Origin of the sequence: Natronosporangium hydrolyticum (genome assembly GCF_016925615.1) — a bacterium.
GTDB classification, from domain to species: domain Bacteria; phylum Actinomycetota; class Actinomycetes; order Mycobacteriales; family Micromonosporaceae; genus Natronosporangium; species Natronosporangium hydrolyticum.
Map to the genome: position 1 here is coordinate 4,261,628 of NZ_CP070499.1, position 12,533 is coordinate 4,274,160.

The 12,533-nt window shown below is 71.2% G+C and carries 8 protein-coding genes; all 8 read right to left on the bottom strand.

The genetic code is table 11. The annotated features are described in order from the left end of the window. Position 1 precedes the first annotated feature (1 nt). Complete coding sequence (locus JQS43_RS19075) at positions 2 to 4,174, bottom strand: hypothetical protein (RefSeq protein ID WP_239675744.1); 4,173 nt, start codon at positions 4,172 to 4,174, stop codon at positions 2 to 4. Positions 4,175 to 4,230: 56 nt separating this feature from the next. Then, positions 4,231 to 5,739 (bottom strand): Asp-tRNA(Asn)/Glu-tRNA(Gln) amidotransferase subunit GatA, encoded by a 1,509-nt coding sequence (gene gatA, locus JQS43_RS19080; RefSeq protein WP_239675745.1) that lies wholly within the window; start codon positions 5,737 to 5,739, stop codon positions 4,231 to 4,233. 5 nt (positions 5,740 to 5,744) lie between these two features. Then, a complete protein-coding gene (gene gatC, locus JQS43_RS19085; RefSeq protein WP_239675746.1) occupies positions 5,745 to 6,044 on the bottom strand; it encodes an Asp-tRNA(Asn)/Glu-tRNA(Gln) amidotransferase subunit GatC in 300 nt (99 codons plus the stop codon). Then, entirely contained in the window at positions 6,025 to 8,103 is a 2,079-nt protein-coding gene (locus JQS43_RS19090; protein ID WP_239675747.1) for a putative bifunctional diguanylate cyclase/phosphodiesterase, read from the bottom strand. The genes gatC and JQS43_RS19090 overlap by 20 nt, the downstream gene beginning before the upstream one ends. A gap of 110 nt (positions 8,104 to 8,213) precedes the next feature. Next, the gene (ligA, locus tag JQS43_RS19095; RefSeq protein ID WP_239675748.1) at positions 8,214 to 10,325 is read right to left on the bottom strand and encodes an NAD-dependent DNA ligase LigA; all 2,112 of its coding nucleotides are present in this window, start codon (positions 10,323 to 10,325) and stop codon (positions 8,214 to 8,216) included. An 82-nt stretch (positions 10,326 to 10,407) separates the two neighbouring features. Continuing rightward, positions 10,408 to 10,803, bottom strand: a complete 396-nt coding sequence (locus tag JQS43_RS19100) for a VOC family protein (protein ID WP_239675749.1) — start codon at positions 10,801 to 10,803, stop codon at positions 10,408 to 10,410. Positions 10,804 to 10,890: 87 nt separating this feature from the next. Then, entirely contained in the window at positions 10,891 to 11,892 is a 1,002-nt protein-coding gene (locus JQS43_RS19105; RefSeq protein WP_239675750.1) for a uroporphyrinogen decarboxylase/cobalamine-independent methonine synthase family protein, read from the bottom strand. Positions 11,893 to 11,974: 82 nt separating this feature from the next. Beyond that, positions 11,975 to 12,463: a nucleoside deaminase gene (locus JQS43_RS19110; protein ID WP_239675751.1), complete on the bottom strand. Its 489-nt coding sequence runs from the start codon at positions 12,461 to 12,463 to the stop codon at positions 11,975 to 11,977. Between the last annotated feature and the right edge of the window lie 70 nt (positions 12,464 to 12,533).

A 12,533-nucleotide genomic window follows, 5' to 3' on the forward strand; every position in this document is an offset into this window, starting at 1 on the left:
CCTAGCGCGACGCCAGGTCGCCGCCGACCCGGGTGGGCCCGCTGGCCATCGCGCCGGCCGCGCACTGCCCGGTGGCGCCGCCGGTAGCAGTGTTAGCCAGACCCAGATCCGTCGGCGCCGGGTCATTACCCACACACGACAACGAACCAATGATCGTGTTACCAGCCACCACCGCAGCCGACGCCATCGCACCGTTCACCACACTGACCGACCCGGTCACCTGACTAGCGAACAACGACACCGACCCAGTCGCACCAGACACCACCACCGGACCAGTCACCTGCGTAAACGACAGATCCACCACCGCGGCACCCACCGCAGACACCGGACCCTGCACCACCGCAGCCGTCGCCACCAGACCAGCACCCGCCGACACATTCACCTCACCGAGCACCGCAGCACCCGCCGCCAGACAGGTAACCCCCTCAGTGACAGTCAACGCACCAGCATGCACCCCAGTGATCGTCTCATCGCACACCACCGGACCACCCGGCGGATCGTCATCGTCGGTCACAGTGACCGTCACCGGCACGGTGACCAGGCTCGCCACCGGATCGTCGCTCACCAGGCAGAGGGTCGCCGTCGCTTCGTCGCCAACCGCCAGCCCGGCGGTGTCGAACTCCAGCGACACCTGGGCATCGCCGCCGCCGGCCACTGTGCCCGCCGCCGGGGCGACCGCCAGCCACGCTGGCTGACCGCAGTCGACCGGTGCCCGGCCACGGACCGACATGGCGAGGTGGACGTCCGGGTAACCGAACCCCACGTTGGCCAGCGGCGTCGGCTCCGGCACCCCGCAGGCCTCGGAAGCGAAGTACGACGGAGCCGACTCGCCCTGGTCGTTCGTCCCGGGCAGGAACCAGCCAGTGCCGAGCAGATCCGCGGTGGCCAACTCGACCACCAAGGTGCTACCGGCCGGTACTACGGTGTGAACCGGGACCGTGACCAACCGCCCTTGGTCCTTGCCCGCCACGGTGCCGGTCGCCGACCCGAGCGGGTGCAGATTCTCGTAGCGCAGGGCGCCGTCAAGGGTGTACAGGTTCACCTCCACCCCGATCTCCGGGTTCGCCGCCTGGACGCCGAAGGTGACGTCAGTGACCAGGAAGTCGTCGGACACCCCGAATTCCGGCAGATGGAACGCCCGCAGATGCCCGGCGGCGCGGCTATGGCCGGTCGCCACATTCAGGCAGGTGACCGCGTGCTGCGGCGATACCGCCATCGACTCCGAGTGCGAGAGCACGGTGTGCTCATCGCCGACGGTGATCGCCGGCGAACCCGGGTCGGCTGCGCCAGCTGCTTCGGTTCCGGCGCCGTCCGCGCGCGCGACCTCGTTGCCCGGCTCCGGCGCTGTCGGTTCCGAGGCAGCCGGCTCTGGTGCGGACAGTCCCGGTGCCAGCCCGGCGGCCGGCGGACCGACCGCGTCGAAGCCCTCCGGCGCCGCTCGCCAACTCAGCTCCGCCTCGCCCAGGTTCGTCAAGGTGATCGGCGTACTGTCCCGCTGCTCGGCCGGCACGCTCACCGCCACCTCCCCCGGGTCCACGTCGATCTGCGGGGGCGCGGTCAGGCCGAGCCCGCGTAGCGAGACCGACACCGGATTGGCGTCGCTGGTTACCGGCAGCTCCTCGGCGTACTCGCCGCCGCTGGTGGGGGCGAACTCGTACGTGATCGTGCACGACTGCGCCGGCTCCAGCCGCATCGTCGCTGCGGGACAATCCCGCTCGGCCACTGCGAATGGTTCGGCCGGTTCGGTCAACTCGGTGATGGTGACCGGTGCGGTACCGGTCGCGGTGAGGGTCACCGTCGCCGTACCGGTCTCCTCCGCCGTGAGCGCCCCGAACTCGACCTCCCGCGGGCTGGCGGTCAGCGCGGCGAACGGCGCGGTCGGCCCGTAGACCGCGAAGCCCCAGCTGGCGGAGCCACCGGCGCGCTGGAAGGCGCCACCGACCGCCAGCTGGTCCGGCACGTGATCGTCGCCCTCGATCAGGTACAGCAATCGGACATCGCCGATCGTCACCGCCCCGACACCGACCTGCTCGCCCTCCCCGATCGCGGACCACTCGTCGCCGTCCCACCGGGCGAGGTGGTCGACGGTGACCCCACCGGCCTCGGCGAACCGCCCGCCGACGTAGAGCGACCCGTGGTACCCGGCGAGGGCGTTCACCGGCGCGGTCACACCGGTGCCGTCCGGGCCGGCCAGCGCCGACCACCCGGTGCCGTCCCACCGGGCGACCCGGTTCACAGTCGCCCCGTCGGCCTGGGTGAAGGCGCCCCCGGCGAAGATTTCGCCGTCGATGCTGGTGAGCACGTTCACGCCGCCGTTGAAGCCGCCGGCCAACGGCGTGAATCCGGAACCATCCCAGCTGGCCACCCGGTTCGCCGCAGCGCCTCCGGCCTCGGTGAAGCTCCCGCCGAGGATCAGGTCGCCGCCGACCACCGCCAGTGCGTTCACCCGACCGTTGGTGCCGCCGCCGAGCGGTGCCCAGCCGGCGCCGTCCCAGGCGGCCAGGTGCCGGGCCGTTGCGCCGCCGGCCTGGCTGAAGTTGCCCGCGGCGACCAGCGCCCCGTCGTAGGTGGCGAGCGCGTCGATCGGGAAGTCGGTGCCGACCCCGCTGGGGGTGACCAGCGGCGCCCACTCCCGTCCGTCGTACCGGGCGATGTAGTTGACGGTCAGCCCGCCCGCCTCGACGAAGGCGCCCGCGGCGATCAGGTCACCGTCGTACTCGGTCAACGCGGTGATCGTGCCCGAGACACCGGTGCCGTAGGTGCCGGCCAGCGGTGTCCAGCTGGCGCCATCCCACCGGGCGATCCGATTTGCCCGCACTTCGCCAGCGCGGACGAACGAGCCGGCCACGATCAGGTCGCCGCGCCACACCACGGCCGCGGTCACGTCGGCGATGCCAGAGGTGATGTCGCTGAGGCCATTACTGGGACCGTCGCGCAGCGGCTCCCAGCCGTCGCCGTCCCACTGGGCGATGTAGTTCGCAGCGACCCCACCGATCTCCCGGAAACCCATGCTTCCCGCGACCAGCCGCCCCTCGAAGGCGGCCAGGGTGCCGATTCCCAGATCGGCGCCGGCCCCGCCCGGGCCGGCCAGCGGCGACCAGCCGGTACCGTCCCACCGGGCGATGTGGTTGACGGTCCCGCCTTCGGCGGACTGGAAGCTCCCGGCCGCCACCAGCTCCCCCGCGTACGCCAGGATGCTCTCGACTCGCGGGTTCCCCTGGCCGGACATGCCACCGCCCAGCGCCGACCAGCCGCTGCCGTCCCACCGGGCGATGTGGTTGGCGGTCCGGTCACCGATCACGGTGAAGTTCCCGCCAGCGTAGAGCGCGCCCTCGTGCGCGTAGAGGGCCCGGACGATGTTGTTCGCCCCGCCGGCCACCGCGTGCCACTGCCGCTGCGCCGCGTCCCACCGGGCGATCCGGCCGACCTGCGCGCCACCGGCGTGAGTGAAGGAACCTCCCACGTAGAGGTCGTCCTGGTAGCTCTCGAGCGCAAAGACGGAGCCGCCCTCGACCCCCACGTCATACGACGACCACTGCTCGCCGTCCCAGCCGGCGACCCGGGCCACCGGCTCGCCACCGGCGGTGGTGAACGAACCGCCGGCGACCAGCACGCCATCGTGGACAGTGAGCGCCTCGACACCGATCCCACCGGTCACCCCACCACCCGGTAGCGCCGACCACCGTTCGCCGTCCCACTGCGCGATGTTGTCGACCGGCACCCCGCCGGCCCGGTTGAAGTAACCGGCGACGATCAGCTTGTCCTGATAGACCGCGAGGGCTTTGATGTTCGGGTTGCCGCTGCCTTCGGTGGTCACCCCGGTGCCGTCCGGACCGGTCAGCGGGGACCAGCCGGCGCCGTCCCAGCGGGCGATCCGATTCACCACATGCTCACCCGCGGTCATGGTCCAGCCGCCGACATAGAGCGCTGCTCCGTCGCCGTCGTCCCAGACCGCTGTCGCCGCCGCACCACCACTGCCGGTCGCGCTCAGGCCGGTGTCCAAGCCAGGACCGTAGAAGGTCCGGCTCCAATCGAACCCGGGATCGTCAAGCACCTGCCCGCCCGCGACGCTGGTCCCGGGCGCGGCGGCAATTGCCGGCGCACCCGGGACCAGCGTGGCGACGAGCACGCACGCCAACGCGAATCCGCCCACTCTGCGATGTCCACGGCTCATCGCCACAGCATGCGGCGCGCTCCGAAGGCTTAGCTATAAGTAGAAGCGTGCATTCTTTATCCGCCGATGCTGGAGCCGGGCTCCAGCTGCGGCGGCCGACGAGCCGGCAACGCCGACTCCAGCGCGGCCGCGACGTGGTACATCCGGTCGTCGGCGAGCGTGGGCGCCATCACCTGGAAGCCGACCGGCAGGCCGTCAGCGAGCCCGCTGGGCACCGAGATCGCCGGACCGCCGTACAGGTTGCTGGGGATCGTGTAGAGATCGGCCAGATACATCTGGTACGGGTCATCGGTGCGCTGCCCGAACGGGAAAGCGACGAACGGTGTCGTCGGCGAGATCAGCACATCAGCCTGCTCGAAGGCGGCGGCGAAGTCGCGGGAGATCAGCGTTCGGACCTTCTGCGCCTGGCCGTAGTAGGCGTCGTAGTAACCGGAAGAGAGCGCGTAGGTGCCGAGCATGACCCGCCGCTTCACCTCGGGGCCGAAACCGGCCTCCCGGGTCAGCGACATGACCTCCTCCAGCGACCGGACCCCGTCGTCACCGGCGCGCAGGCCATACCGCACCCCGTCGAAGCGGGCCAGGTTGGACGAACACTCGCTCGGCGCGATCAGATAGTACGCCGGCAGCGCGTACTCGAAGTGGGGGCAGGAGACCTCCACCACCTCGGCGCCGAGCTTGGTCAGGGTGGTGACCGCGTCCCGGAACGCCGCCGCCACGCCCGGCTCGGCGCCCTGCCCGGAGAGCTCCCGCACCAGGCCGAGCCGGACCCCGGACAGGTCACCCTCGCCACCACGGGCGGCCGCGCCGACCAGATCCGGCACCTGCTGCGGAATCGAGGTCGAGTCCCGCGGATCGTGGCCGGCGATCACCGTGTGCAGCGCCGCGGTGTCGGCCACCGTACGCCCGCAGGGGCCAGGTGTGTCCAACGAGGATGAGAACGCGATCAACCCGTACCGGGAGGTGCCGCCGTACGTCGGTTTGGCGCCGACCGTGCCGGTGACCGCCCCGGGCTGCCGGATGGACCCGCCGGTGTCGCTGCCGATCGACAGCGGTGCCTGGTAAGCGGCGAGCGCCGCCGCCGAGCCACCACCCGAACCACCCGGAATCCGGGCCAGATCCCACGGGTTGCGAGTCGGCCCGAAGGCTGAATACTCGGTGGACGAACCCATCGCGAACTCGTCCATGTTGGTCTTACCGAGGATCACCAGCCCGGCGTCGCGCAGCCGGGCCACCACGGTCGCGTCGTAGGGCGGCCGCCAGTCGGCGAGGATCCGGGAGCCGGAGGTGGTCGGCACGCCCCGAGTGGTGAACGCGTCCTTGACGGCGACCGGAACCCCGGCCAACGGCCCCAGCGGTTCACCCGCGGCGCGGGCACGGTCCACCTCGGCGGCGGCCGCCAACGCGCCCTCGGCATCGACGTGAAGGAACGCGTGGACGCTCGGCTCGGTAGCGGCGATCCGGTCCAGGTGAGCCTGGGTCACCGCCACCGCGGAGACCTCCCCGGCGGCGATCAACGCCGCCAATCGGGCGGCGGTCTGCGTGGTCAGCTCGGTCGGCTCAGCCACCGTGCTCACTCCTCCTCGTCCAGAATCCGGGGCACCCGGAAACGGCCCTCAGCCGCGTCCGGCGCCTGCGCGAGCGCTTCGGCCACCGGCAGGCTCGGGGTCACTTCGTCGGGGCGCAACACGTTAGTCAGCGGCACAGCGTGTGACGTGGGCGGGATCTCCCCGGCGGTGACCTCACCGACCCGGGCGACCGCCTGCAGGATCACGTCGAGTTGACCGGCGAACGTGTCCAGCTCCTGCTCGGTCACGGCCAGCCGGGCCAACCGCGCCAAGTGCGCCACCTCGTCACGAGAGATGGTTGTCATGCGGCTTCTCTCCTCCCAGATCGTCGGCCAGTTTACGGTAGCGCTCCAGCCACGGCAGCAGCTCGTCGGCGGGCATCGGGCGGGCGTAATACCACCCCTGCGCGACGTGGCAGCCGGCGTCGGCGAGCTGCTGACAGGTCTGCGCGTCCTCCACCCCCTCGGCGACCACCCGCAGCCCGAGCGCCCCGGCCAGCTCGACGATCGACCCGACGATCGCGGCGTCGTCCGCGTCGTGGGCCATGCCCAGCACAAAGGAACGATCCACCTTGACCTCGGCCAGCGGCAGCCGGCGCAGGTGTTGCAGCGAGGAGTAGCCGGTGCCGAAATCGTCGAGCGAGATCGCTACCCCGAGCCGGTCCAGCGCTCCGATAGTCGCCAACACTCGCCGCGGATCGGCCATCAGCGCCCCCTCGGTGATCTCCAGCTGCAGTTGCCGCGGCGGAATGCCGTAACGGCGGAGCTGCCCGGCGATCCGTTCGGCGACATCACCGGTGTGCAGATCTCGGATGCTGACGTTGACCGACGCGCGGACCGACTCGCCGGCGGCGGCCCACCTCGCCAACTGCGCCACCACCTCGTCGATGATGCGCAGCGTCAACATCCGCATCACCGCGGTGTGCTCCGCCACCTTGATCAACTGGTCCGGGGGGACCGGCCCGCGGACCGGATGTTGCCAGCGCAGCAGCGCCTCCACCCCCACGATCTCGCCGGTCGCGACCGCCACCTGCGGCTGGTAATGCATCGTGACGCCGTCGGCTCCGGGCTGCTCCAACGAGGTCCGTAAGTCGGCCAGCAGCGACAACCGCTGCGGGGTGTGGTGATCGCTCTCGGGGCTGTAGACCGCCACCGGCGCCGCGCGTTGCTTCGCGTCGTACATCGCCACATCCGCGCGCCGCAGCAGTTCGGCGACCTCAGCGCCGTGATCCGGCCAGACCGCCACCCCAATCGAACCGGAGACATCCAGCGGCAGACCCTCCAGCCGCACCGGCTCGGCGAGCGCGGCGGCGAGCCGGCCGGCGAAGGCCCGGGCCTCGGCGGCCCCGGACAGCCGCGGCGCCAGCACCGCGAACTCGTCGCCGCCGAGCCGGGCCACCAGGTCACGCGGGCCGACCGTCGCCTGCAGCCTGGCTCCTACCTCGACCAACAGCTGATCACCGACCTCGTGCCCGAGCGCGTCGTTGACGTTCTTAAATCGGTCGAGATCCACCAGCAGCAGGCCGAACCGGCTCGCCGGGTCCCCGCGGGCGGCCAGGTCCTTGTGGATCGTGACCTGTTCGGCCGCCGCGCTGGCCAGGGCCGGCCGGTTCGCCAGCCCGGTCAACGGGTCGCGACGAGTCAACCCGACGAGATCCTCGGCGAGCCGGGCCATCCGGTAGACCGCGTACAGCGGGACCACCACCAACGGCACCAACGCCGGGCTGGCCGCGGCGGCCGCCACCAAAACCGGGCTGAGCAGCAACAACGCCCCGTAGGTCAATGCTTCCCAGACCATCGTGCGCCGGAGCAGCCGCCAGGCGGACTCACCGAACCGCAGCCGGATGGTGAGGGTGACCGAGCCGTACTTGACCGTGAACCAGGCAATGGTCGCGACCACCACGGTCGCCACCTGGCCGACGCTCAGCCCAACCAGCGGATACGGTCGGGCGCCCCCTAGCTGGAGCACCAACTCGGCGGCACCGAACGCGAGTGCGTACTGCCCGAGGTTGTACAGCCCGCGCCAGACCGCGTGGCGCATCCGCCACGAGGCCACCACCACCGCGGCCGCCTGCACCGCCAGCGCCGGCCCGAGCCCCCACGCGAGCAGGATCGCGAAGGTGAGGCAGATCGAGGGGAAGACCGCCAGTGTCTGCCGCCGACCCGGTGGCGTAAAGGGTCGGGCGTCGGCGACCACCGCGATGGTCGCCATCAACCAGAAAGCGACGGGAAGAGAAGCGCCGGGCAGCTGACTCACCGCCACTCCGATCACCGCCGCGCCCCCGGCGAGGACCGCGCCGACCAGCGCTAAGAAGGGCAGCCGCCGCTCGGTGGGGATGGTGTTGCGCAGTGCCTCGGACACCATCGAACCTCCTACCGGCGGATGACCCCCACAGTATGACCACACCGACCTTTGCCGCGAATCTGGCATAGCAGTCAGACTCGGCAAACTGTACAATCGGCGAGGTAGCAGGCCTACTCCGGCTCGGTGGCCGGCGCCACCGCCTCCGGACCCTCCGCCAGCAGAGTCGCGAACCCGGCCTCGTCGAGCACCGGAACTCCGAGCGAGCGAGCCTTGTCGTACTTACTGCCTGGATTGTCCCCCGCCACCAGGTATGAAGTCTTCTTCGACACGGAGCTCGTCACCTTGCCACCCTGCCCGGTCACCGCCGCAGTCGCCTGATCCCGGGAGTAGCCGGCGAGCGTCCCGGTCACCACCAGCGTGAGGCCGGCCAACGGGCGCGGACCGGCGGCCGGCCGCTCCTCCGCCATCCGGACCCCGGCCTCGCGCCACTTGCGCACCACCTCCCGATGCCACTGGACCGCGAACCACTCCCGGAGGCTGGCGGCGATGGTGGGCCCGACCCCGTCCACCGCCGCCAACTCCTCCTCACTCGCCGCCTCGATCGCCTCAATCGAGCCGAACTCGGCCGCCAACGCCTGGGCCGCGGTCGGCCCGACATGCCGAATCGAAAGCCCCACCAGCACCCGCCACAACGGCTGCCGCTTCGCGACAGCCAGGTTTTTCAGCAGTTTGTCACCGTTGCTGCCCAACGAACCGTCTTTGTTGACGAAGAACTCGGACCGGGTCAGCGCGGCCTCATCGAGCGCGAACAGCTCCCCCTCATCGGTGATCACGCCAGATTCCAGCAGCGCGGCGGCCGCTTTGTAACCCAGCATCTCGATGTCGAAGGCGCCCCGACCGGCCAGGTGGAAGACCCGCTCCCGCAACTGCGCCGGACAGCTGCGCTGATTCGGACACCGGATATCGACATCGCTCTCCTTCGCCGGTGCCAGCTGCGACCCGCACTCCGGGCAATGGCTGGGCATGACGAACTCCCGCGCATCGTCGGGGCGCAGCTCCGCCACCGGCCCCAGCACCTCCGGAATGACATCCCCGGCCTTGCGGATCACCACCGTGTCGCCGATCAACACGCCCTTCCGGACCACCTCGCGAGCGTTGTGCAGGGTGGCGAAGGTGACCGTCGAGCCAGCGACCCGGACCGGCGCCAACTCCGCGTACGGCGTGACCCGGCCGGTCCGGCCCACGTTGACCAAGATGTCGCGGAGGACCGTGTTGACCTCCTCCGGGGGGTATTTGTAAGCCAACGCCCAGCGCGGGGCGCGGCTGGTGGCGCCCAACCGGCCCTGCAGATCCCACCGGTCGACCTTCACCACCACACCGTCGATCTCGTGCTCCAGGTCGTGCCGGTGCTCCGCGTAGTAGGTGATGTACTCCTCCACCCCGGCTAGCCCGTCCACCACTCGCCACCGGTCGCTCGTCGGCAACCCCCATCGCGCCAGCAACTCGTACGCCTCGGACTGGGTAGCCGGGGCGAGCCCCTCCCGAGCCCCCAGACCGTGCACCACCATCGCCAACGGCCGGGCGGCGCTGACCTTCGGGTCCTTCTGCCGGACGCTGCCGGCGGCGGCGTTACGAGGGTTGGCGAACGGGTCCCGCCCCTGCTCCACCAGCCACGCGTTCAGCTCGCCGAACGCGGCGAGCGGAAAGTAGATCTCCCCCCGGACCTCCAACAACGCCGGGATATCCGCCCCGACCAGCTGGTTCGGGACTCGCTTGATCGCCCGCACGTTGTAGGTGACGTCTTCGCCGGTGCGGCCGTCGCCACGGGTCGCCGCCTGCACCAACCGACCGTCCCGGTAGGTCAAGTTGACCGCCAACCCGTCGACCTTCGGCTCGCAGAGGAACCGGACCGCCTCGTCGCCCGACTCCCGCTGGACCCGCTGCACCCAGGCCGCCATCTCCGCCGGGTGGAAGCCGTTGTCCAGCGACATCATCGGCTCGATGTGGGCGACCGGGGTGAACTCGGTAGCGTAGCTGCCGCCCACCCGTTGGCTAGGGGAATCGGGGGTCCGCAGCGCCGGGAACTCGACCTCCAGCGCCTCCAGCTCCCGCATCAGCTCGTCAAAGGCACCGTCCGAGATCGTCGGCGCGTCCAGCACGTAATAGCGGTAGCGGTGGTCCTCAATATCCTTGGCCAGCTCAGCGTGCCGCTCCCGGGCGGCCGACGGCGGCTCGACACCCGCCGCACGCTCGGCCTCGGGGCTCTCTCCTGGTGCGTCCACCCCTCGTACGCTAGCGGCCGGCTCCGACAGCCACGCTCGCGACACCGCCGTGACCTGCGCTGAGAGCCGCGTCGAGGCTGGCTCAGCCGTCGCCCCAGCACAGGCAGAACGGATGACCGGCCGGGTCGGCATAGACCCGGAACCCGCCCGCCCCCGGCGGGCGCAGACCCTTGGCCTCCTCTTCGGCGGAACCCCACGGCAGCCTGGTCGCCCCCAACCGCACCGCCTGCGCCTCGGCCTGCTCGATGTCGTCGACCGCCAGGTCGAGGTGGATCTGCATCGGCGTCCCCGGCTCCGGCCAGGTAGGCGGCTGGTGCTCCGGGGCATGCTGAAAACTGAGCCGGGTGGTGTCGTCACCGATATCCACCCAGTCGCCGTCGACCCGCAGCACCGGCAGACCCAACAGCTCCGCATAGAACTCGGCCAACACCCTCGGCTCCCGTGCGTCCAGCACCACGGTGATCAGTCGCGCCGTCATCACTGCTCCGTTCGAGTCGCCGTCATCGACCCGGTAAAGGTGCCAGCCGGGTACGACAGCGACGCGTCAATCACCGGCAGCCCGCGGTCACGGCAACTGTCGGGCGGCGTCGCGAGCCGCGGCAACCGCCGAGCGGGCGAACTCCGGGCTCGCCCCGGCCAGGCCGCACGCCTGGGTCACCACCACCTGCTCCGGCAGCCGGTCGGGCGCGAACCCCAACCGCCCCCACAGCCGGCGTACCCGGTCGGCCACCTCGCCCGCGGTGGGCGACACCGGATTCGACGCGGTCGCCGCCACCTCGGTGGGGACGGCGCCCGCTAGCAGCCCGAGCCCGGCGTCGAGCGCCTCGCCCAACTCGTCGAGGTCCGGCAACAGGTCGAGGTCGAGGGCCACCCCGACCGCGCCGATCTCTCGCACCAACCCCACCGGCACGTCCGGCGCGCAGCAGTGCAGCACCACCGGAACCCCGACCACCTCCACCACCGACCGCAGCGCCTCGATCACGGTGGCCCGCTCCACCGCCGGGAGGGTGCCGAAGCCGCTCTCGGTAGGCACCTGGCCCCCGAGCACCGCCGGCAGTGACGCCTCATCGAGCTGCAGCACCAGCCGGGCGCCGGGCACCCGCGCGGTCAGCTCCACCAGATGCGCCCGCAGCCCCTCGGCGAGCGAACCGGTCAGGTCCGCCACCGCACCGGGATCGCGCAACATCGGGCCGCCACCACGCAGCTCCAGGTTCGTCGCGAGCGTCCACGGCCCGGCACACTGGATCTTGACCGGCCCTTGATAGTCGACCGCCTGCTCAGTGAGCGCGTCCAGGTCCCGTTCGCGCAGGTCCGCGATGCGGCGCAGGTCGGTGCCGCCGCGCGCGGCCACCCGCCAGCGCGCCGCGTACAGCTCGACCGGCAGGTCGACCAACAGCCCGGCGCTGCGCCCCAGCATGTCCGCGCCAGGGCCACGGGCCGGCAGCTCCGGCAAGTATGGAAACTCGGGCAGCTCGCCAAAGACCAGCTTGACCGCTTCGACGATATCGGTGCCCGGCAGCGACCCGATCCCAGTCGCTGCCCCGGTTGGCCAGGGGAACTCGCTCACGCTCCCTTACGCTACCGCGCCCCGCGAAGCTCCGCCCTGGTTCAGCGATTCCGTTTCGGCGCAGCGACCGCCCGGACGACAGTCAGTAGTCGATCCGGGACGGATCGGCACGCCAAGCGTGAAACGGCGCCGTGGCATCGCCGACGACGACCCGCTCGACCGGCACCGGCCACTGCTCCCGCGGCGTGTCGAAGAGCCGGTAGAACGCCCGGTCGTCGAAGCCGCTGGCGGCGGCGTCGTGGCGGTCGGCGGCGTAGACGATCCGGTCCAGGTGCGCCCACAACGCCGCGCCGAGGCACATCGGGCAGGGCTCGCAGGAACTCACCAGCACGCAGCCGTCGAGCCGGAAGTCGCCGAGCCGGCGGCAGGCGTCCCGAATCGCCACCACCTCGGCGTGCGCGGTCGGATCGTTGTCGGCAGTGACCCGGTTGACCCCCCGACCGAGCACCTGCTCCCCCTGGACCACCAGGGCGGCGAAGGGCCCACCCCCGGCGGCGACGTTGGCGACCGCGTCCGAGACAGCTTCAGCGAGCCAATGGGCGTGGCGGGGGTCCGCAACCGAGATCGGCACCGGAGAACCGTAGCCCGCGTGATCGCCCACTCGCCACCGGCCGCGGACCGCGGCGATCAGGACCCGTTCG

What these genes read in the sequence shown, in the direction of transcription:
- JQS43_RS19100 (WP_239675749.1), bottom strand. Translation starts at nt 10,803, where the DNA reads ATGACGGCGCGACTGATCACCGTGGTGCTGGACGCACGGGAGCCGAGG.
- gatC (WP_239675746.1), bottom strand. Translation starts at nt 6,044, where the DNA reads ATGACAACCATCTCTCGTGACGAGGTGGCGCACTTGGCGCGGTTGGCC.
- JQS43_RS19075 (WP_239675744.1), bottom strand. Translation starts at nt 4,174, where the DNA reads ATGAGCCGTGGACATCGCAGAGTGGGCGGATTCGCGTTGGCGTGCGTG.
- JQS43_RS19090 (WP_239675747.1), bottom strand. Translation starts at nt 8,103, where the DNA reads ATGGTGTCCGAGGCACTGCGCAACACCATCCCCACCGAGCGGCGGCTG.